At 44.1% G+C, this 20,585-nt stretch carries 17 protein-coding genes and 4 pseudogenes; 16 read left to right on the top strand and 5 right to left on the bottom strand.

Going from position 1 to position 20,585, the window contains the following annotated elements; genetic code table 11:
* Positions 1 to 583: 583 nt before the first annotated feature.
* A pseudogene (locus ACE1SE_RS04180) lies at positions 584 to 1,578 on the bottom strand (IS110 family RNA-guided transposase).
* A 311-nt stretch (positions 1,579 to 1,889) separates the two neighbouring features.
* Between ACE1SE_RS04180 and ACE1SE_RS04175 the strand changes: the two are divergent.
* From ACE1SE_RS04175 to ACE1SE_RS04150, 6 genes and pseudogenes are all read left to right on the top strand, one after another.
* Positions 1,890 to 3,029: an ISAs1 family transposase gene (locus ACE1SE_RS04175; protein WP_374052779.1), complete on the top strand. Its 1,140-nt coding sequence runs from the start codon at positions 1,890 to 1,892 to the stop codon at positions 3,027 to 3,029.
* Positions 3,030 to 3,049: 20 nt separating this feature from the next.
* Positions 3,050 to 3,484, top strand: a pseudogene (locus ACE1SE_RS04170) (IS1 family transposase); the annotation flags it as partial.
* A 25-nt stretch (positions 3,485 to 3,509) separates the two neighbouring features.
* Positions 3,510 to 4,259, top strand: a pseudogene (locus tag ACE1SE_RS04165) (IS5 family transposase).
* A gap of 399 nt (positions 4,260 to 4,658) precedes the next feature.
* Positions 4,659 to 5,090 (top strand): GNAT family N-acetyltransferase, encoded by a 432-nt coding sequence (locus tag ACE1SE_RS04160; protein WP_374052778.1) that lies wholly within the window; start codon positions 4,659 to 4,661, stop codon positions 5,088 to 5,090.
* A gap of 3 nt (positions 5,091 to 5,093) precedes the next feature.
* Positions 5,094 to 5,783: a helix-turn-helix transcriptional regulator gene (locus ACE1SE_RS04155; protein WP_374052777.1), complete on the top strand. Its 690-nt coding sequence runs from the start codon at positions 5,094 to 5,096 to the stop codon at positions 5,781 to 5,783.
* A gap of 24 nt (positions 5,784 to 5,807) precedes the next feature.
* Positions 5,808 to 7,088 carry a cytosine permease gene (locus tag ACE1SE_RS04150; RefSeq protein ID WP_374052776.1) on the top strand — a complete coding sequence of 427 codons (1,281 nt, stop codon included), beginning with the start codon at positions 5,808 to 5,810 and terminating at the stop codon, positions 7,086 to 7,088.
* Positions 7,089 to 7,239: 151 nt separating this feature from the next.
* Here the strand turns inward: ACE1SE_RS04150 and ACE1SE_RS04145 are convergent.
* Both ACE1SE_RS04145 and ACE1SE_RS04140 read right to left on the bottom strand, forming a co-directional pair.
* Positions 7,240 to 7,353, bottom strand: a pseudogene (locus ACE1SE_RS04145) (5-deoxy-glucuronate isomerase); the annotation flags it as partial.
* A gap of 29 nt (positions 7,354 to 7,382) precedes the next feature.
* Positions 7,383 to 8,150, bottom strand: a complete 768-nt coding sequence (locus tag ACE1SE_RS04140; RefSeq protein WP_374052775.1) for an SDR family oxidoreductase — start codon at positions 8,148 to 8,150, stop codon at positions 7,383 to 7,385.
* A gap of 380 nt (positions 8,151 to 8,530) precedes the next feature.
* On the opposite strand from ACE1SE_RS04140, the gene ACE1SE_RS04135 reads away from it, so the two are divergent.
* Entirely contained in the window at positions 8,531 to 9,568 is a 1,038-nt protein-coding gene (locus ACE1SE_RS04135) for a zinc-dependent alcohol dehydrogenase family protein (RefSeq protein ID WP_374052774.1), read from the top strand.
* Between the two features lie 479 nt (positions 9,569 to 10,047).
* On the opposite strand, the gene ACE1SE_RS04130 is transcribed toward ACE1SE_RS04135, so the two are convergent.
* Positions 10,048 to 10,437, bottom strand: a complete 390-nt coding sequence (locus tag ACE1SE_RS04130; RefSeq protein WP_374052773.1) for a nuclear transport factor 2 family protein — start codon at positions 10,435 to 10,437, stop codon at positions 10,048 to 10,050.
* Between the two features lie 438 nt (positions 10,438 to 10,875).
* On the bottom strand, positions 10,876 to 11,325 hold the full coding sequence (gene hpaR / locus ACE1SE_RS04125) for a homoprotocatechuate degradation operon regulator HpaR (protein ID WP_374052772.1): 450 nt from the start codon (positions 11,323 to 11,325) through the stop codon (positions 10,876 to 10,878).
* Between the two features lie 388 nt (positions 11,326 to 11,713).
* On the opposite strand from hpaR, the gene ACE1SE_RS04120 reads away from it, so the two are divergent.
* The 9 genes from ACE1SE_RS04120 to hpaX all read left to right on the top strand — a co-directional run bounded on the left by ACE1SE_RS04120 (position 11,714) and on the right by hpaX (position 20,543).
* Positions 11,714 to 12,346, top strand: a complete 633-nt coding sequence (locus tag ACE1SE_RS04120; RefSeq protein ID WP_374052771.1) for a fumarylacetoacetate hydrolase family protein — start codon at positions 11,714 to 11,716, stop codon at positions 12,344 to 12,346.
* Positions 12,343 to 13,107 (top strand): fumarylacetoacetate hydrolase family protein, encoded by a 765-nt coding sequence (locus ACE1SE_RS04115; protein WP_374052770.1) that lies wholly within the window; start codon positions 12,343 to 12,345, stop codon positions 13,105 to 13,107. Before ACE1SE_RS04120 ends, ACE1SE_RS04115 begins: the two co-directional genes overlap by 4 nt.
* Positions 13,104 to 14,570 (top strand): 5-carboxymethyl-2-hydroxymuconate semialdehyde dehydrogenase, encoded by a 1,467-nt coding sequence (hpaE, locus tag ACE1SE_RS04110; RefSeq protein ID WP_374052769.1) that lies wholly within the window; start codon positions 13,104 to 13,106, stop codon positions 14,568 to 14,570. Before ACE1SE_RS04115 ends, hpaE begins: the two co-directional genes overlap by 4 nt.
* A gap of 32 nt (positions 14,571 to 14,602) precedes the next feature.
* Positions 14,603 to 15,484, top strand: coding sequence for a 3,4-dihydroxyphenylacetate 2,3-dioxygenase (gene hpaD / locus ACE1SE_RS04105; protein ID WP_374052768.1), 882 nt, complete (start codon positions 14,603 to 14,605; stop codon positions 15,482 to 15,484).
* A gap of 12 nt (positions 15,485 to 15,496) precedes the next feature.
* A complete protein-coding gene (locus ACE1SE_RS04100; RefSeq protein ID WP_374052767.1) occupies positions 15,497 to 15,886 on the top strand; it encodes a 5-carboxymethyl-2-hydroxymuconate Delta-isomerase in 390 nt (129 codons plus the stop codon).
* A 21-nt stretch (positions 15,887 to 15,907) separates the two neighbouring features.
* Entirely contained in the window at positions 15,908 to 17,380 is a 1,473-nt protein-coding gene (locus tag ACE1SE_RS04095; protein ID WP_374052766.1) for an NAD-dependent succinate-semialdehyde dehydrogenase, read from the top strand.
* Between the two features lie 5 nt (positions 17,381 to 17,385).
* Entirely contained in the window at positions 17,386 to 18,189 is an 804-nt protein-coding gene (gene hpaH, locus ACE1SE_RS04090; protein WP_374052765.1) for a 2-oxo-hept-4-ene-1,7-dioate hydratase, read from the top strand.
* A gap of 18 nt (positions 18,190 to 18,207) precedes the next feature.
* Complete coding sequence (hpaI, locus tag ACE1SE_RS04085) at positions 18,208 to 18,975, top strand: 4-hydroxy-2-oxoheptanedioate aldolase (protein ID WP_374052764.1); 768 nt, start codon at positions 18,208 to 18,210, stop codon at positions 18,973 to 18,975.
* Positions 18,976 to 19,175: 200 nt separating this feature from the next.
* Positions 19,176 to 20,543 carry a 4-hydroxyphenylacetate permease gene (gene hpaX / locus ACE1SE_RS04080; RefSeq protein WP_374052763.1) on the top strand — a complete coding sequence of 456 codons (1,368 nt, stop codon included), beginning with the start codon at positions 19,176 to 19,178 and terminating at the stop codon, positions 20,541 to 20,543.
* The last annotated feature ends 42 nt before the right edge of the window (positions 20,544 to 20,585 follow it).

Here is a 20,585-nt window from a genome sequence, read left to right as displayed (position 1 = left end):
TCAAGGGAGATAAACAATATGTTAATTATTTAATGTTGAATATTGTGATTTTTATCATGAGTATTTATGAAACTGATTAACATAAATTATCAAATGTATTAAAAATTTTTACTCAGAATGTTGTTGTCGCGTTATCATCGCAGTTAACGACCAAATCTCTGGACAGAATTGAATCAAGTAAACAATCGAACGGAAACAGAGTGTTATTTAGTAAAAATTGACTACCTCTTAGACAGTCGTTAGTATTTTCCCATTATCTTATGATCCCACCGCCTGCAAGGATCAGCGTAAAGCGGCGAAACAAATCTATGGTCTTCCCCGTTTTTGCAACACTCATTTTGATGTATGGTTGGCTTGCTTAAATCTATCCGGCGTCTCTATGAGTATGGATACCCGCGCCACGATGAGTTCTGCGCCTGATGAACCTTAAAAACTCCCCTGCTTCAATGAGCCATTTTGTTTCTTAGGTTATTCATCAGGCCGATTGGCCGTTCATGTCATCAATAATCAGTCTTCGCAAAACCAGATAGGTAACGTATATTTCACTGTTTAATCATTAAGTTATTGAATCAGCCAGCCTCTATTAGGCCTGATACTCATTTTGCCGAGTAGTGATTGCCCAGGCTATTCGTGCCAGCTTATTAGCCAGTGCACAGGCAACCACATTCGAATATTTCTTGCTCAGTTGTGCCTGAACCCACTCGGCAAGTCTCCCATGCTGATGCTCAAGCCGCATCATAAACGCCCGGGCGCATTGAACCAGCAATCGGCGCAAATTTTTGTTGCCGCGTTTGCTGATACCTAGCAGAGTCGGTTTTCCCCCTGTACTGTATTGTCGGGGAACAAGCCCCATCAAAGCAGCAAAATCCCGGCTGCATGAAAATTGTTTTCCGTCACCAAGCTGGGATGAAAGTAGGCTGGCGGTAATGGGTCCTATCCCCGGTGTTGTCATCATGCGTTGAGTCGCATCGTCCGCTTTGATGGACTGTTTTAATTCTAATTCCAACGTGGTTATTTGCTCGACAAGATAAAGGTAGTGGGCATGTAATTTCATCAGCAAACGGCTCAGATAATCGGGCACGTCGTATTCTGCCAGAACCAGAGATAACCGTTTAATGACCGCCTCGCCTTTTGGCAGACTGATACCAAACTCCAGCAAAAAGGCGTGCATTTGGTTAGTGGTCTTTACCTTATTGATTCTCTGACACGATGCAGTGCTCTCATCGCCTGTTGCGTCTCCGTTCTCGGCTGGACAAAACGCATTGAGGGGCGTGATGCCGCTTCACATATCGCCTCTGCATCAACGAAATCATTTTTGTTACTTTTGACAAAAGGACGAACAAACTGCGGAGATATCATCTTCGCATCATGGCCTAAATCAGCGATCCGGCGAGCCAGAAAATGTGCACCCGCACAAGCTTCCATCACGACGGTAGTCGATGTACACCCAGCTAAAAATTCCATTAATTTTGGGCGGGTAAATTTTTTACGCAGCATAGTCTTGCCGAATTTGTCCTGACAATGGATATGGAAAGAATGCTTGCCGAGATCGATACCAATAAGGGTGACGTTTTGCATGATGGACTCTCCAGAAAAAATACTCTATAAAGAGTATGGTTCACAAGGTGGGGAAGACCATCTCATTAACTCCCGTAGCCTGCAAGGGAGTGCATACCATGCGGTACATCTGCGCACTTTTGGAAGCAGATATACCCGGAGATCTAACCCATCGTCTGAGGATAAAAGTTTCCCGGTGTGATTCCAGGGCAAACGGGTCTAAATTAACCAATTAATTTTTTTGGGGTACTTTTGCTCATTTCAGTACGTTATTAATGGCTGATTGTGGTTTATCATGGATTTTCCATCTCCAATTCTTCTGAAACACTACGATGAAAGTGACCTCTATCAGTCACGCCTTCGGGCATCTCAGCGACCCTCGGGTCAATCGAACTCAGCGCCACTCGCTTATCGATATTCTCACTATCTCAATTTGTGCCATCATCTGCGGCTGTGAGAATTTCAATGACATTGAAGAATATGGAAAAACCAAAGAAGACTGGTTCCGGCAATTTCTGGCGTTACCTAATGGAATACCCAGTCATGATACCTTCAACGATGTCCTCAACCGACTCAACCCGCACGAGTTTGGCCACGCCTTTACCGCGTGGGTGAAAAGTCTGGCTCACCAGTCCGAAGATATTATTGCGTTAGATGGCAAAACGATGCGGAGCACACTGGATAAGGCCAATGGTGTCCCGGCTATTCATCTGGTGAGTGCCTGGTCGGTCGCCAATCAGCTTTGTTTTGGCCAAGTGAAAGTATCGGACAAATCCAATGAGATCACCGCAATCCCCAAGCTGCTGGCCTTGCTGGATATTGAAGAGGCGACCATCACGATTGATGCGATGGGCTGCCAGTATCAGATAGCGGAGCAGATAGTGGCAGGTCAGGCGGATTATGTGTTGGCACTGAAAGGCAACCAAGGGGAATTTTATGAGGATATCAAACTGTTTTTAGATACCCATCTGGCCAATCACTTTGCCGGGATAGCACATGACCGAAACCGATGTGTCGAGGGGGATCATGGGCGTATAGAACAACGGCAGGTATGGCTGGTCAGTGATGTTGACTGGTTAAAAGAACGCCATCCACAATGGAAAACGCTGGGTGGAATAGCCGTGCTTGAATCTCATCGGGAAGTCAAAGGGAAAGCAGAGACGTATGAGCGACGTTACTACATCACCAGCCATCAGGCCAGAACCGCCCAGTTTATCGCGTATGCAATACGCAGCCATTGGCAGATTGAATCGAAATTACACTGGCAATTGGATGTGAGTTTCAATGAAGATAAAAACCGCCTGAGGCGTGGATACGGTGCGGAAAATATCGCCTTAATGAATAAAATCGGGTTAAACCTGCTGAAAAATGAGAAAACGGCTAAGGTGAGCATCAAAACCAAGCGGCATAAAGCCGGCTGGGATAATAGTTATATGTTGAAAGTCATTACGGTGGGTTTTCCATCAGTATAATTTAGACCCGTTTGCCCTGCCCCAGACAGGTAACCACATTGCCTCTGGCAGGAAGTGATATCCAGATTATCTGTGAACTAGACGAGCAATGGTCATTTGTCGGTAACAAGAAAAACCAACGCTGGCTCGGGTATGCCTGGGAACCCTTGATGAAGCGGATTGTGGCTCATGTATTTGGTGATCGCAGCAGGAAAACGCTGAAAAAATTGTTGGCTCTTCTGGCTCCTTTCGATATCCAGTTCTACTGTACGGATAATTATGCCGTTTATGATTGCCTTCCTGAGGAAAAACATCTCACAGGAAAGGCCTTGACCCAACGTATAGAAAGAACCAACCTGACTCTTCGTATCCGTATAAAAAGGTTACATCGAAAAACGATAGGCTATTCTAAATCCGAAGTGATGCACGATAAGGTAATAGGAACATTCATTGAACGTGAATACTACTTTCCCTAAACGATCTAACCATTGGGTTCATGACCTGCCAAGAACAATGTTATCAAAATCTTTATGGAATACGCTAGCTGTATTGATGCAACAACATGGATGCATTTACTACAAAGAAGAGCATTACCTAACTTTCGAAGGGATACTTTATCGAATGAGAACGGGATGTCCGTGGCGGGATTTACCCGAGGAATTCGGAAAATGGAATACCCTTTTTAAGCGTTTCAATGCCTGGTCAAAAAAAGGGGGGTTTGAGCTATTATTCAAATTGTTATCTGAGAATATGGATACCGAGTGGTTATTCATTGATGGCAGTATTGTGCGTGCTCATCAACACAGTTCAGGAGCCGTATCACCGGAAGATGAAGCCATTGGCAAGAGTCGGGGTGGGCGTTCTACAAAAATTCATCTGGCTGTAGACAGTTACGGGTTGCCCGTGCATTTTGAGCTGTCAGGGGGCCAAACACATGACATTGTTCATGCGGAAAATTCACCCCCATCCGATTTTGTGATTGCGGATAAAGGTTACGATAGTAACGTGTTCAGAAGATTCGTTGAAAAACGAGGTTAGAAAACAGTTATTCCTTATCGAAAAAACAGCCGAAAATCAGATAAGAATATTGATGATGTTTTATACCGTTATCGGCATTTGGTCGAAAATACGTTTGCCAGAATAAAACATTTTCGAGTTATTGCGACAAGATACGATAAATTAGCCCGAAATTATGCCAGCATGTTGGCGCTGGCATTTGTCGTGATATGGCTACCCATGTGGGTTGAGTAAATGATAAACGGTAAACGTCAACACGCCCTAATAAGGATATTCCTATCATATTTAATGTGGTATTAAAAGGAATAGTAATTAGATGACAGATTAATTTTTTTCTGTTAAATAGCAGCAACAAACTTAAAAATATAAATAAATTTCCCTGGTGAGATCTTAACCGAACACTACATTTTTGTAACAAATAAGAACGATAGACAGTTACTACAGAACGGTGAATTTCGTATTTTTCTGTCTCCGTCGCTCTAATTAAAGATAATCATTTTTATCGAAAATTAAATGGGTGAAGAACACTCTTGATATTAAATTAAAAAAGTGTTAACAGCTAGTTTGAAGCCTTTTAATTTCATTAAAAACAATTTTATCTAAAATAATTACAATGAGGAAATAACCTTAAAAATGAAAATACATATTACCGATACTCCAAATTCTCTGGATGAAATATATGTAATTCAAAATCTCTGGTCACATAACCAACAATATAGTGATGTTGATATCCGACCTCTATTTCTCACTATCACTGATGATAATAACCAAATTATTGCCGGCCTCGTTTCTAAAACCTGGTGGGGAGGGCTTGAAATTCAATATCTCTGGGTCGATGAGAAACACCGTAAAAAAGGCTTCGGAAGACAGCTCATGCTACAAGCTGAAGAAGAAGCATTAAAAAGACACTGCCATATGGCTTATGTTGATACTTTTAGTTTCCAAGCCAGAGGTTTTTATGAAAAGTTAGGATACAAAGTCTATGGAGAGCTTAAAGAATACGCCCATAAGTACACTCGTTTTTATCTCGCGAAAAAATTCAATGTGTCCAACCATATGAGATAAAAAATGAAGTTGCCCTACAACAATAACGACTCCTATCTAAAGGGTTTAATTGCCATGATGGAACATCTGAGCGAACCTTGGGGAATTAAGGATTTGAACTCTCGCCATATCTACATGAACAAAGCTGCATACTTCTACACTAATACTCCCATAAATTTTGATATAGAAGGAAAATTTGATAATGAATTTCCGGCTAGCTGGGCTGAATTGGCCGAAGATCTAACAAAGCATGATAAAAAGACTGAAGAATCTCAAGATAAAGTTTCTGTTATAGAAACACACTATTGGTATGGTAGAGACAGTTTAACACCATTCATTAGTGAAAAATTTCCAGTATACAATAACGACAAAAAATGTATTTGGATCGTATGGAATGCTAAACCTCTAAATACATTGTCCCCTTTACAATATATTAATCAACATAGACCCAGCGTTTTGACGACAGAAATTGATACCAAACTGTTCACCAAAGCCGAGATGGATATCATTTTTTTTATGCTTCACCGATTTTCGAATAAGGAAATGGCCAAAATATACAATGTGAGTAACAAAACCATAGAAAACAGAATATATAACATTTACCAGAAAGCTAATGTCCATTCTCTCCAACAATTTGGGGAATTCTGTAGACATTTACATCTGGATAACTACATTCCTGAACGCCTAATTGAAAAAGGTATTCTCTTTATCTGAACTTCAAAGAAATCACAAAATATCATGGTTAAAATTGAAAATTATCCGTTGAGCAGGGTACCACAAACACAACGTGTATCACTGTTAAGCGTAGCTATTGTGCATATGGGCATGTTGACGGCATTGGATCAGTTTATGCTTGGGGCTGTGCTTGGTGACTCTATGGCTTTGATCGATGCCTTTATTGCTATTTTCATCGGCAGCCTGATCTTTGGCATTGTCACATTTGGACTCGGTTTTGCTGGAATGCGCGAAGGCTTATCCGGCAGCCTATTGGCTCGGTGGTGTGGTTTTGGCCGCATAGGATCTGTATTAATTGGCCTCATGGTTGCAATCAGCTTATTAGGTTGGTTTGGTATCCAAAACGCAATTTTCGCCCATTCCCTTAATTTTGCCTCCGGCGATAGACTCGGGTTTGGCTGGGCTGCAGCGTTCTCCGGCACGTTGTTGACAACACTGGTCGCCTTCGGCTTTAAGGCATTGCGTTTTACTGCCAGAATCGCTGTTCCTCTGTTTATTTTGCTGGTTGCTTATATCTCCACTACCGTATTGTCAGGTAATACTGGTCAACAGCTACATGAGATTATCAAATTACCTCATTCTGGTGATACCTTAACCATTAGTGCGGGTATCACGATCGTTGTAGGTGGTGCGATTGTTGCAAGTTTAATGACGCCTGATCTGACTCGCTACACCAAATCAGGTCAGCATGTTTTTGGGATCACCTTGCTGACCATTATTGCAGGAGAATTTGTGATTAATGGCTTGGCTATCCTTATCGCAAAGGCCCTGAATACGTCAGATGTTGTCACTATTATGTCGCAAGCGGCAGGAGGAGCAGGTCTTTTGGTTGTTGTTTTCTCCACATTGAGGGTCAACGACTTGAATCTGTATTCTTCATCATTAGGCATTATCAACGCCGTAGAGGGTATTACTGGCAAAAAACTCCGTTATTCCCCAACGACCGCAGTTATTGGAATATTTGGAACGCTACTTTCTATTCTGGGTATTCTGGAACGGTTTGTGGATTTCCTGACTGTGTTGGGCGTTGTTTTCCCACCCATTATTGGAATTATGTTGGTTGATTACTATATTCTGCGTTCCCATCGCAAGATATTAGATAAGAGCCGAGAACAAGGCGCACTTCCGTCTGAAACACCAACGATCGGCTGGGCAGCCATTATTGCCAGTGTTATCGGCAGCGTGGTTGGTCTGGAAGCAGAATGGGGTGTCCCAGCAATTAATTCATTATTGCTAGCAAGCTTAGTCTATGGGCTATTTAAGTCAGTTTGTAAACGCATTTAGCATAATTCATCTATGGTATTACTCCCGTTTAGGGAGCAATACCTAACGACTAGCATGTTTCTCTGCATATTCTCTACCACTAACCCATTGATGATCTTTTTCCCAGGTAAATAACCAGTTGCGTATAGGACCAGCCATAACATTTAGGTGCAACATAGACGGCATAAGGTTTTTTGCGCTCAAGTGGTTCCATGCGCTTCCCAATTTTTTCAAACCGCTGCTGAGGCGTCACTACCGTAGCTTTTCCTGCCACCAGCACCAAGCAGTATATGGCTACTGTTTATTTACTACGGCTTATTCAAAATCCTTAAAAGTCGGGCCCTGGAAATAAATCGCTTTAATGTGGCAACTACGGGGTTGAGTGATAACAAATCGGATGGTTTCCCACACTGAACGGCCATTAAGCAATTGCTCCCCCATTTTTTTCTGATTATCCAGAATTTCATCAAAACCATTAAGTTCAAAATCAGGTGGATAAAGCCCGGTCACGCGAATATTTTCTTTGCTTAAATGATGGGCTAAGTTCTGACTAAAGCCACTCATAGCATGTTTGGCAGCGAAGAATGCCGGATGAGCGACAGATTCGGTAAATTGGGGAATACCACAAACCGAGACCATAGCAACAATATCGGCACCCTGTGACTGGCGCAGGTTTGGTAATAGCACTTTGGTCAGCAGGATAGAACCTGTTATACCTGAATTCACCGTACTGACAATGTCGGCGTCATTGTCACCTTCCCCCAAACGCCCTTCCAGCCATTGAGCTGCACTTAAGATCAAAATATCGATGGGTTGATGGTCTTGCAACAACTGAGTAGCAAAATCGCTAACGGATTGAGCATTACTCATATCGCATCGATAACTTCTGGCGATGCCACCTTCACGGCGAATAATCTCACAAGTTGCTTCTGCATTGGCTAATTGGCGAGCACAGAGATCAACATATGCACCTTCTCGTGCCAACCAAACAGAAACCGCTTGTCCAAAATCGCGTCCTCCACCTGTTACTACCACTCGTTTACCTTGCAAAGCACTCGATCCGTTAACTTCATTAAACATCATGTTAGCTTTCCTTATATCAGTTATCAAAGCTGGATGAGGAACCGTCACTCTGTCAGTCAGATTTATTGATAATTCACTGTTTAGAAAACCAATCTTACTTGAGATTTGCCACCATAGTTCTATTATTTTGTGCTCATTGCTCTTATTGCAGAAGATCACAGTCAAGAAAGAAATAAAGAGCCAACCAGCACCTATTTGACCCAGCCAGCCCTGCCTATCCGTCATATTCTACTTCACGGCTGACTTTAGAAAGCACTCTGAAAATCGAAAATGTTTACATCTGCTAAACTTTAGGCAACAGATAACGTCAATCGTGTGCTCTGGATTACTGTCGTTCTTAACACCATAAAATCACAACCATTACCTGTGAAGGGGGTTATATGAAAGCACTTGTTTATCATGGAGCCGGAAAAAAACGCTGGGAAGAAAAGGCACCACCCCGACTCATTGAACCAACAGATGCTATCGTCCGCATCGTCAAAACCACCATCTGTGGTACAGATCTGCATATCCTTAAGGGAGATGTACCTACTGTCGAGCAAGGCCGAATATTGGGCCATGAAGGTATTGGGATCGTTGAATCAATTGGGGAGTCGGTCCGCAATATCAAAGTCGGTGATAAGGTAATTATTTCCTGTATCACCGTCTGCGGTAGTTGCAACTATTGTAAACGCCAGCTTTATGCGCACTGCAAAGAGGGTGGCTGGATCTTGGGGCATAAAATTGATGGTACACAGGCAGAAAAAGTGCGTATTCCCCATGCTGATAATAGCCTGCATCGCCTGCCAGAAGGTGTCGATGAAGAAGCCGCATTAATGCTCAGCGATATCCTGCCAACTGGCCTTGAAATTGGTGTTATCAATGGCAAGGTCCAACCGGGCCAGACTATCGCCCTAATTGGTGCGGGACCAGTCGGGCTATCAGCATTACTGGCATCACAATTTTACTCGCCGGCACATATCATCATGATCGATACTGATGATAACCGCCTTAGCGTCGCCCGGCAGTTTGGTGCTAACACGGTTATCAACCCGACAAAACAAAACGTCGTTGACGCCATCAACAAACTGACTGACGGTATTGGTGTGGATGTCGCCATTGAGTGTGTGGGTATCCCTGCGACCTTCAAAATATGTCAGGATATCATTGCAGCAGGTGGGTCCATTGCCAATGTTGGTGTCCACGGCAAATCCGTTGAACTGCATCTGGAAAGCCTCTGGATCAAAAACATTACCATTACCACTGGACTAGTAAACACAAGCAGTACACCTATGCTGCTGAAAAGCGTCCAATCCGGCAAAATTGCACCTGAAAAGCTGGTTACTCATCATTATCCATTGAGTGAAATAGAAACCGCTTATGAAGTATTTGGTAATGCAGCGCAAGAGAAAGCACTGAAAATTGTCTTGTCAGCATAGTGGGTATAGCAGGAAGAGGGCAATTCGACAACTCTTCCTGCTAAATTATAGGGAATGATTTCGACTGATACAGAACCCACTATATTTTACTTCATTGTTTTTCTTTGTAAGGACATATTTTATTGCACCTCTAGTATATATGACGTCAAATATAGGAGGTGATTTTTCATTAAAAGAGAAATTTAATAAAACTAATTTTAGCACTACTAAATTTAATTGTAAGTTGGCAAACTCAGCACCAAGACATGTATGTATTCCACTTCCATATGATAAATGATCTTTAAAGTTTATATTTTGATTAAATACATTAGAGGTTCCCTGTTAGTAGTCATATCACACCTTCCAATATCTCATGGTTTTTAATTTCTACATGAGTTATAAAGATAGTCGAAAACGCTCCAGTTATCTTATTAACTTAACTAGATTTCATAATAATATATGAACTTAATGTATTATCTTCTCGCAAAATTAATTGATTTCTAACTCCTAAAACCTAAGTCATTATCCTCTTCATTCCCTATGATTTTTCTTGTTAGCTCATAACAACAATTTATTTTGTTTTTACTAACTGAAAAATGTGAAAAAACTTCGAACTCAATAATAGAACCATCCATCTTACTAGCTTTAATCATATGGTGTGTATGAACGTTGTCACCATTATCTGCAACAGATAAAATAGTAACTTTCAAGTTAGTCAAAGATTTCTTTAGCAGATTTATATGGGAAACGAAATCACTAAAAGATATTTTATTACCATTTACTACTTGAAAATAATTTTTCGAAAAAAACTTTTCGATAATAAAAGTATCCAAATCATCACTTTCAAGTATATATTTTAAAGCGTTTACTACAACATTAGAATAGGACACAGCGCCTCCTATGAACAAAAAATAGTATGCGATGTCATAAATTGTAGTAGCTCAAATCTAAAAAGACTAGATTTTCTTATGTTACGACGCTTACCGCCGTCTTTAGCTGAGGCGTACCGCAGCGAAGCGAAGCGAGGAACGAACAGCCATTTAGATAAGATTAATATGATAATAATGGTGTTACCTTTACCAGGCTGTGGATTCAGACAACCAGACGTAGTGACAATTGATAAAAGTTGCTCCAATAAAAAGCATTTTTTATCAATCAGGTGAGCAAAAAATAACCACACTATCTTCACTCGTACTTTCTTTGTTAATGCAGAAGAACGCAGAAAAGCCGCCGCAATATACTGCATTAATGCTCTGATGCAATTCATTACAGCGGCCTTTATACCGACTTGATTAGTTAACTAATTAATGTATTAATAAACCTTCAATCTACAGTTCGCGCTCTTCATCCAAATCTGCCTGAGAGAGGTTTCCGATAGCAATAAATTCATCCAATAACCCCAAAAGTTGGGACAATTTTTCTGGAGAAAAAGCGTCCTCAATTGCCTTATATCCCTCAGCAATCTGCCCTTTTGCTTGCTCATAGAGTTCCTGGCCAGCCGGAGTCAAAGAGACATACAGCTTACGCTGATCATTCATAGGCTTGAGGCGGAAGATAAGCCCATCACGCTCCATACGTGTCAAAATGCCTGTCAGGCTTGGACGCAAGATACAAGTAAGACAAGCTAAGTCATGAAAATCAATAGATCGGCTATTCGCAAGTACACGAATAATACGCCATTGTTGCTCAGTTAAATTATAGCTCTTCAAAATAGGCCGAAAAAAACCCATAGCGGTTTCTCTCGCTTGAAGCAATGCAATTGTCAAGGATTCATGCATAAGTAAAAGTGACTCTTTAGTTAATCGCTAGTCATTCTCTATAAGTTCAATGCCCACGCTGTTTATTATAGACAACATGAACACCAAAAAGCCTAACATGCTCAAAATCATCCACAAAGGGGAAAGACTTCAACATTAACAAATAAATAAAACTATCCCACCCTTATAAAGTTAAAAAAAAGTTAAATTCAATCTCAAATGACCTTAATTAAAAATATAACAAGCTGATCTTTATGTAGTAAAAATAATCATCAATAAAGTGCTGTTACATGGATCACAATTAAAATTAACAATATCTTTAACATATTGAAGATTGCTCACATATGATTTATTAATATATTAATAAGTGAGCTTGCAAACACGTCATCCAGGTTTCGAGGAGTTGTCCATGAAAGGCACTGTCTTTGCCGTTGCCCTCAACCATAGCAGCCAGATCAATTTCTGGCATGAGGCATTTAATAAAGAACCTTATAAAATACCACCCAAAACGCCCATTTGGTTTATCAAACCCCACAATACCTTGATTAATTCAGGGGATATTATTCCTCATCCAGTCGGAGAAACAGTACAAAGCGGGGCAACCCTGGCACTGTTGATTGGAAAAACAGCCCGCAAAATTTCAGTCCAGGATGCCGAACAGTATATCGCTGGCTACGCATTGGCAAACGAAGTTAGCCTGCCTGAAACATCCTTCTACCGCCCTGCCATTAAAGCAAAGTGTCGGGACGGTTTTTGTCCGATAGGGCAGATGATCAAGACCAACTCAGTAGAATCACTCGATATCGTGACTGAAATCAATGGTCAGGAAGTTGATCGTTGGTCTACCCAAGATCTCATCCGTTCTGCTCCAGAATTATTGGCAGCATTAAGCGAATTCGCCACCTTAAAAGAGGGTGATGCAATTCTATTAGGAACGCCCCACCAGCGCGTTACCCTCCATCCTGCCGATAAAGTCACGGTCAAGGCTAAAGGCTTCCCTGATTTGGAAAATAGAGTTGTATTAGCAGGAGGTCAGGCATGAGATACGCCAAAATTCATTATCAGGGCCAGGATCTTAATGTCAGCGTTGACGAACAAGAAAATGTCCTCTTGCCAGATGGAAATAGAGTAAGCGGTAAAGAGGTTGTATGGCTTCCTCCTGCCAGCGGAACGCTGTTTGCGTTGGGGCTAAATTATGCCGATCACGCCACAGAGCTGGAATTTAAGCCACCAGAAGAACCACTGGTATTTATCAAGGCAGCCAATAGCTTAACCGGACACCGTCAGGTTTCTGTCCGCCCTGATAATGTGGAATATATGCATTATGAAGCAGAATTGGTTGTCGTGATGGGGAAAACCGCCCACAAAGTTTCCAGAGAAGAGGCCATGAATTACGTTGCGGGTTATACCGTTTGTAACGATTACGCCATTCGTGATTATCTGGAAAATTACTATCGTCCTAATCTGCGGGTAAAAAGCCGCGATACGCTCACTCCAATCGGTCCGTGGATCATAGACCAACAGCAGATCGCTGATCCACATAATCTAACCCTGAAAACATGGGTGAACGGTGAACTCCGTCAACAAGGCACAACTGCCGATTTGATTTTCGATATTCCTTTCTTAATTACCTATCTCAGCGACTTTATGACATTGCAGCCAGGTGACATGATCGCCACAGGAACACCCAAAGGATTATCCAATGTTGTTCCCGGGGATGAAGTCATCGTGGAAGTCGAAGGTGTTGGGCGCTTAGTTAATCGCATTGTCAGCCAGCAAGAATATGAGGAGAGTTTGTCATGACCATGATTAACCATTGGATCAACGGCAAAAATGTCGGTAGCAAAACCTATTTCACAACGACCAACCCTGCAACAGGCGAGGTGCTGGCTGAGGTTGCATCAGGCGGGCAGGAAGAGATCTCCCAAGCTGTTGCAGCAGCCAAACAGGCTTTCCCCAAATGGGCAAATACTCCAATGAAAGAGCGCGCTCGTTTGATGCGCCGTTTGGGTGAATTAATCGACCAAAATGTTCCCGATATTGCGGCGATGGAAACCAAGGATACGGGTCTTCCCATCCATCAGACACAAAATGTCTTGATCCCACGAGCTTCACAAAATTTCAATTTCTTCGCTGAAACTTGCCAGCAGATGAACGGGCGTACTTATCCCGTTGATGACACAATGCTTAACTATACATTAATCCAGCCGGTTGGTGTTTGCGCACTGATTTCCCCGTGGAACGTGCCTTTTATGACGGCTACATGGAAAGTTGCGCCTTGTCTGGCGCTGGGAAATACCGCCATTTTGAAAATGTCCGAACTTTCTCCGTTGACGGCTAACCGTCTGGGCGAATTGGCGCTGGAAGCCGGAATTCCGGCTGGGGTATTGAATGTGGTACAGGGCTATGGTAACACCGCCGGCGATGCGTTGGTAAAACATCATGATGTGCGCGCGGTCTCTTTCACGGGTGGGACAGCAACCGGTCGCCTGATCATGCAAAATGCCGGACTAAAAAAATACTCGATGGAATTAGGCGGAAAATCCCCTGTCCTCATATTTGAGGATGCAGATATTGAACGCGCACTGGATGCCGCCCTGTTCACCATTTTTTCTCTCAATGGCGAACGCTGTACGGCAGGTTCCCGCATTTTCATTCAGGAAAGTATCTACCCCGAATTCGTCAAACGCTTTGCTGAACGCGCTAATCGGTTACGTGTCGGTGATCCCCAAGATGCGCAAACCCAGGTTGGTAGCCTTATCAGCCAGCAACATTGGGAAAAAGTCTCCGGTTATATCCGATTGGGGATCGAAGAAGGTGCCACACTGCTGGCCGGAGGCCCCGATAAACCCGCCGATTTACCTGCCCATCTGCAAAATGGTCACTTTTTGCGTCCTACTGTTCTGGCTGATGTGGATAACCACATGTGCGTGGCACAAGAAGAGATCTTCGGCCCTGTTGCTTGTCTGTTGCCGTTCAAGCGTGAAGAAGACGGGCTGCGCATGGCTAATGATGTGGAATATGGCCTCGCTTCCTATATCTGGACACAAGATGTCAGCAAAGTTTTGCGTCTGGCACGTGGCATTGAGGCGGGAATGGTGTTTGTTAATTCCCAGAATGTTCGCGATCTGCGTCAACCATTTGGCGGCATAAAAGCTTCCGGTGTGGGACGTGAAGGCGGGGAATACAGCTTTGAAGTGTTTGCTGAAGTGAAGAACGTCTGTATCTCAATGGGAGAGCACCCTATTCCTCGTTGGGGTGTTTGAATAACGGCCATCCTGATACCAAGTGAGGGTTTATGGGAAAGTTAGCGTTAGCAGCGAAAATTACACATGTACCTTCTATGTACCTGTCTGAATTACCAGGCAAGCATCACGGTTGCCGGCAAGGCGCTATTGACGGACACAAAGAGATCAGCCGACGCTGTCGTGAAATGGGTGTCGATACGATTATTGTCTTCGACACCCATTGGCTGGTTAACAGCGCCTATCATATTAACTGTTCTGACCATTTTTCCGGTATCTATACCAGTAATGAGTTGCCACATTTTATCCGCGATATGACCTATGAGTATGATGGTAACCCAGAGCTAGGCAGGATGATTGCACAAGAAGCACGCCAGATGGGCGTTCGTGCCCAATCACACGAGATCCCAAGCCTGAAACTGGAATATGGCACACTGGTGCCCATGCGTTATATGAACGGCGACCGCCATTTCAAGGTGATTTCAATTTCTGCCTTTTGTACTGTCCATGCGTTTGAAGACAGCCGTAAATTGGGAGAAGCGATTTTACGGGCGATTGAGAAATATGATGGCACGGTTGCGGTACTGGCAAGCGGTTCACTGTCGCACAGTTTCATTGAAGATCAACGTGCTGAAGAAGGCATGAACAGCTATACCCGTGAGTTCGATGAACAGATGGATCGCCGTGTCGTGCAGCTTTGGAAAGAAGGCAAGTTCGAGGAGTTCTGTAAAATGCTGCCGGAATATGCGCAATATTGTCGGGGAGAAGGCAGCATGCATGATACTGTGATGCTACTGGGCCTGCTCGGATGGGACAAATATGACGGCAAAGTGGAGTTTTTGACGGAATTGTTCGCCAGCTCAGGGACAGGACAGGTTAACGCGGTATTCCCGCTGCCAGATTATATTGTTAATCAAAATAAAATTAATGACTGACAGGAGAAAACTGTGCCACATTTTTATGCTGAGTGTACTGAAAATATCCGTGAAGAAGCCAGATTGCCAGAGTTATTTACCAAAGTGAACCAGGCGCTGGCAGATACAGGGATTTTTCCGCTAGGTGGTATCCGTAGCCGTGCCATTTGGTTGGATACCTGGCAAATGGCGGATGGTAAACAAGATTATGCCTTCGTTCATATGACACTGAAAATTGGTGCCGGACGCAGCCTTGAAGCTCGGCAAAAAGTCGGAGAAATGTTGTTTGACTTAATCAAGGCGCATTTCAGTGAATTGATGGCACGGCGTTATCTGGGCCTCTCTTTCACTATGGAAGAACTCGATCCAGTGCTGAATTATAAATCCAATAATGTTCATAGCCTGTTTAAAGCAAAAGAGTAACGATTTTAGTGAGAAGAAACTATGACAAATCATCTGGATACATCATTGCTGCGTCAACAGGCCTATATCAACGGTCAATGGGTTGACGCGGAAAATAAATCGACTTTTGAAGTCATTAACCCTGCCAATGGTAAAGTCATTGCCAATGTCAGTGATCTGGGAGCCAAAGAGACACAGTCTGCTATTGAAGCCGCCCAGAATGCCCTTCCTGCATGGCGATCGCTGACAGCAAAACAGCGTAGCCAAATGCTCAGGCAATGGTTCCATTTGGTGATGGAAAACCAAACCGCCTTAGCAGAAATACTGAGTACGGAACAAGGCAAATCTCACACCGAGGCAATGGGTGAAATTGCTTATGGTGCCAGTTTTATTGAATGGTTCGCGGAAGAAGGTAAACGTACTTATGGCGAAACATTGCCTTCCCCAATGCCGGGCCGCCGTCTCGCTACCATCAAACAACCGATTGGTGTCGTTGCAGCCATTACACCGTGGAATTTCCCCAATGCGATGATCACCCGTAAAGTTGCACCTGCGCTGGCTGCGGGATGTACGGTAGTTCTGAAACCTGCAGCCGAAACCCCCCTGTCTGCGCTGGCCTTAGTCGTACTGGCGGAACAGGCCGGCATTCCGGCCGGAGTCCTCAATATCGTCACGGGAATGGATGCCAAAGCAATTGGCGAAGTGCTGACTTCAAGCCCTATAGTGCGCAAACTTTCGTTCACCGGCTCTACGCGGGTTGGCAAATTATTAATGGCACAAAGTGCCGATACCGTGAAAAAACTTTCCCTCGAACTGGGTGGCAATGCGCCTTTTATCGTGTTTGATGATGCCGATCTTGATGCTGCGGTAGAAGGTGCAATGGCTGCAAAATTCCGTAACAGCGGGCAGACTTGCGTTTGTGCCAACCGCATTTTGGTACAAGAAAGTATTTACGATGCATTTGCAGAACGTCTGGCACACAAAGTGAAACAGCTTCGTGTTGGGCCAGCCACTGACAGCGCATCACAGCAAGGTCCACTGATTAATCAAGCAGCAGTAGAAAAAGTACGGGAGCATATCAATGATGCGGTTTCCAACGGCGCACGCATTCTGACGGGAGGAAAATCCCACGCGCTGGGTGGTTTGTTCTTTGAGCCAACGGTATTGGCAGAGGTTACCGATTCCATGTTAGTGGCTCACGAAGAAACTTTTGGCCCTCTGGCGCCACTACTCAAATTCCGTGATGAAGATGAAGCCATCCGTATTGCCAATAACACTGAATTTGGTCTGGCCGCTTATTTCTATTCCCGCGACATTGGCCGAATTTACCGTGTAGCGGAAGCATTGGAAAGTGGCATGGTAGGTATCAATGAAGGTTTGATCTCCAACGAAATTGCGCCATTTGGCGGTATCAAGCAATCGGGGCTGGGGCGTGAAGGTTCACGTTACGGTATTGAGGATTATCTGGAAGTGAAATACCTCTGTTTTGGAGGGTTGGAAGCGAAAGGAGCTTAACCCCTATGCTACAACAAGAAATCGTATCACGAGTCGCACGCCGTTTACATCAGGCAGAGCAAAGCCGTGAGCAAATCCGACAAATCTCACTGGACTATCCAGAGATCACTATTGAGGATGCTTACGCCATTCAACGTGAATGGGTAGATTTAAAAATCAAAGAAGGCCGAATTCTCAAGGGACATAAGATTGGTCTGACATCTAAGGCCATGCAAGCCAGTTCACAGATTAGTGAACCGGATTATGGTGCCCTGCTGGATGATATGTTTTTTCAAGACGGCGGTGACATTCCTTGCGACCGCTTTATTGTGCCCCGTATTGAGGTCGAACTGGCTTTTGTGCTGGCAAAACCCCTAACTGGCCCGAACTGCACGCTGTTTGATGTGTATAATGCGACAGATTATGTTATTCCCGCACTGGAACTTATTGATGCTCGTTGTCACAACATCGATCCCGAAACCCAGCGTCCACGCAAAGTATTCGATACGATTTCTGACAATGCCGCCAATGGTGGTGTGATTATTGGGGGGCGACCGATCAAGGCAGATGAACTGGATCTACGCTGGGTTAGTGCCCTACTCTACCGCAATGGTGTGATTGAAGAATCCGGCGTGGCTGCAGCCGTTCTCAATCATCCCGCCAATGGTGTGGCATGGCTTGCCAATAAACTGGCACCGCATGGTGTTCAACTAGAAGCAGGCCAGATTATTCTGGCTGGCTCTTTTACCCGCCCTGTCCCTGCACGTAAAGGTGATACCTTTCATGTGGATTATGGCGTGTTAGGTTCAATTAGCTGTCACTTTGTTTAAATCTATTGAGGTAACACCATGGATCAGCTAACAAATAAATTTAAACATGCTCTGAAAGCAGGGCATCCACAAATCGGATTATGGCTTGGGCTATGCAGTGGGTATAGCGCGGAAATACTGGCAGGAACGGGATTTGATTGGCTGTTGATTGATGGTGAACATGCTCCCAATGATATTTCCACCATTCTTGCCCAATTACAGGGAATTGCCCCTTACCCAAGCCAGCCCGTTGTTCGTCCGGCATGGAATGATCCGGTGATCGTCAAACAGTTGCTGGATATTGGTGCACAAACGTTGTTGTTCCCGATGATTCAAAATGCAGCGCAAGCGCGTGAAGCGGTCAGGGCGACTCGCTATCCACCCGCAGGTATTCGTGGTGTGGGTAGTGCCCTGGCACGCGCTTCTCGCTGGAACCGCATTCCTGACTATTTGTCCCGTGCTAATGACGAAATATGTGTATTGGTGCAGGTAGAAACCCGTGAGGCCCTGCAAAACCTACCGGAAATAGCGGCTGTCGAAGGTGTTGATGGCGTGTTTATCGGCCCGGCCGATCTCAGTGCAGATATGGGACATATCGGTAACCCGCAACATCCTGAAGTCCAGTCTGCCATTGAACAAGCCATTGTTCAGATCCAGTCTTCCGGCAAGGCAGCTGGCATTTTGATGACCAATGTTGATGCAGCTAAACATTACCTCGATCTGGGTGCGCTGTTTGTTGCCGTAGGGGTTGATACCATCTTGCTGACCGGAGCAGCCAATGCTTTGGCAAAACATTTCGGCAAATAATCAGTCAATCATCGATAAACAATGTTCCGACAAACAATGTTCCGACAAAAAGTAATGCCCCAAAATGGCTGATGTTGATCGCGACACCAGCCATAGCAATTGACGTACCTAATCTCTGTGTAAACAGTCATATATAGCCAATAGATTTCAAATCCCCACCCAAAGGAAAACCAAGCAACTCACAAAACAAGGAAACACCAATGAGTATTTCACCTGACGCTATACCAAAATCAGAAAATCCACCGCATCAACATAAAAAGCTGACCGCTCAACAGCAAAGTGTCATCAATAAATTATTCCGACGCCTGATACTCTTTCTCTTTGTTCTGTTCGTTTTCTCTTTTCTGGATCGTATCAATATTGGCTTTGCTGGTTTGACAATGGGAAAAGATCTCGGTTTAACATCCACCATGTTTGGTCTGGCTGCTACGCTGTTTTACGCCACTTACGTCATTTTCGGCATTCCCAGCAATGTGGTATTGAGCATTGTGGGAGCTCGCCGCTGGATTGCTACCATTATGGTGTTATGGGGGATCGCCTCCACCGCCACAATGTTTGCCACCGGTCCCACGAGCCTGTATATCTTGCGTATGCTGGTGGGTATTGCAGAAGCAGGCTTTTTGCCGGGTATTTTGGTTTACCTGACTTATTGGTTTCCTGCCTATTATCGCGCGCGTGCCAATGCGCTGTTTATGATCGCCATGCCTGTAACGATGGCGTTTGGTTCACTCATTTCCGGTTATATTCTGGCAATGGATGGCATCTGGGATCTGCGTGGCTGGCAATGGTTGTTTTTGCTGGAAGGCTTCCCTTCTGTTTTGCTCGGTTTTGCTGTCTGGTTTTATCTGGATGATTCACCAGAAAAGGCCAAATGGTTAACTCGTGAAGATAAGCAATGCCTGCAAGAGATGATAGAAAACGATAAGCTTGCTATAACGCAGCCCAATGAGCAGATTCAACAACAAAAAACCAGCTTATGGCGTGAAGTTTTTACCCCCATTGTATTAATGTATACCTTCGCTTATTTCTGTCTGACCAATACCTTAAGTGCCATTAATATCTGGACACCACAGATTATGCAGAGTTTCAATCAGAGCAGCAGCCATGTAACTATTGGTATTTTGACTGCCATTCCACAATTCTGCACAATTTTGGGCATGATTTACTGGAGCCGCCGCTCAGATCGCCTGCAAGAACGCAAAATGCACACGGCCTTGCCCTACCTGTTTGCAGCCGCAGGCTGGGTTTTAACTTCACTGACTGATAACAGCATGGTGCAATTACTTGGGATCATTATGGCTTCCACCGGATCGTTTACGGCTATGGCGGTATTCTGGACAACGCCGGATCAGTCGATCAGCTTGCGTGCCCGCGCAGTAGGGATCGCCGTGATCAATGCTACCGGCAATGTGGGTTCCGCCGTTAGTCCTCTGCTGATCGGCTGGTTAAAAGATCAAACGGGAAATTTCAGTGCTGGACTTTATTTCGTCGCTGGATTACTGATCATCGGTGCATTAATCGTTTTTCTGATCCCAATGAAACATGCACGGCTACAGGTAACCTCGTAAATAACGAGCAACATATTGATATACCTTAAAGATACAGGAGAA

The organism is Xenorhabdus taiwanensis (assembly GCF_036512875.1).
GTDB lineage: Bacteria > Pseudomonadota > Gammaproteobacteria > Enterobacterales > Enterobacteriaceae > Xenorhabdus > Xenorhabdus taiwanensis.
Note: the sequence above shows the minus strand (reverse complement) of the source record. Positions and strands in the feature narration are given on the sequence as shown.

Bases quoted from the DNA above. Each gene is read 5' to 3' on its own strand.
- ACE1SE_RS04175 (WP_374052779.1), top strand. From the start codon at position 1,890: ATGAAAGTGACCTCTATCAGTCACGCCTTCGGGCATCTCAGCGACCCT.
- ACE1SE_RS04160 (WP_374052778.1), top strand. From the start codon at position 4,659: ATGAAAATACATATTACCGATACTCCAAATTCTCTGGATGAAATATAT.
- ACE1SE_RS04155 (WP_374052777.1), top strand. From the start codon at position 5,094: ATGAAGTTGCCCTACAACAATAACGACTCCTATCTAAAGGGTTTAATT.
- ACE1SE_RS04150 (WP_374052776.1), top strand. From the start codon at position 5,808: ATGGTTAAAATTGAAAATTATCCGTTGAGCAGGGTACCACAAACACAA.
- ACE1SE_RS04140 (WP_374052775.1), bottom strand. From the start codon at position 8,150: ATGATGTTTAATGAAGTTAACGGATCGAGTGCTTTGCAAGGTAAACGA.
- ACE1SE_RS04135 (WP_374052774.1), top strand. From the start codon at position 8,531: ATGAAAGCACTTGTTTATCATGGAGCCGGAAAAAAACGCTGGGAAGAA.
- hpaR (WP_374052772.1), bottom strand. From the start codon at position 11,325: ATGCATGAATCCTTGACAATTGCATTGCTTCAAGCGAGAGAAACCGCT.
- ACE1SE_RS04120 (WP_374052771.1), top strand. From the start codon at position 11,714: ATGAAAGGCACTGTCTTTGCCGTTGCCCTCAACCATAGCAGCCAGATC.
- ACE1SE_RS04115 (WP_374052770.1), top strand. From the start codon at position 12,343: ATGAGATACGCCAAAATTCATTATCAGGGCCAGGATCTTAATGTCAGC.
- hpaE (WP_374052769.1), top strand. From the start codon at position 13,104: ATGACCATGATTAACCATTGGATCAACGGCAAAAATGTCGGTAGCAAA.
- hpaD (WP_374052768.1), top strand. From the start codon at position 14,603: ATGGGAAAGTTAGCGTTAGCAGCGAAAATTACACATGTACCTTCTATG.
- ACE1SE_RS04095 (WP_374052766.1), top strand. From the start codon at position 15,908: ATGACAAATCATCTGGATACATCATTGCTGCGTCAACAGGCCTATATC.
- hpaH (WP_374052765.1), top strand. From the start codon at position 17,386: ATGCTACAACAAGAAATCGTATCACGAGTCGCACGCCGTTTACATCAG.
- hpaI (WP_374052764.1), top strand. From the start codon at position 18,208: ATGGATCAGCTAACAAATAAATTTAAACATGCTCTGAAAGCAGGGCAT.
- hpaX (WP_374052763.1), top strand. From the start codon at position 19,176: ATGAGTATTTCACCTGACGCTATACCAAAATCAGAAAATCCACCGCAT.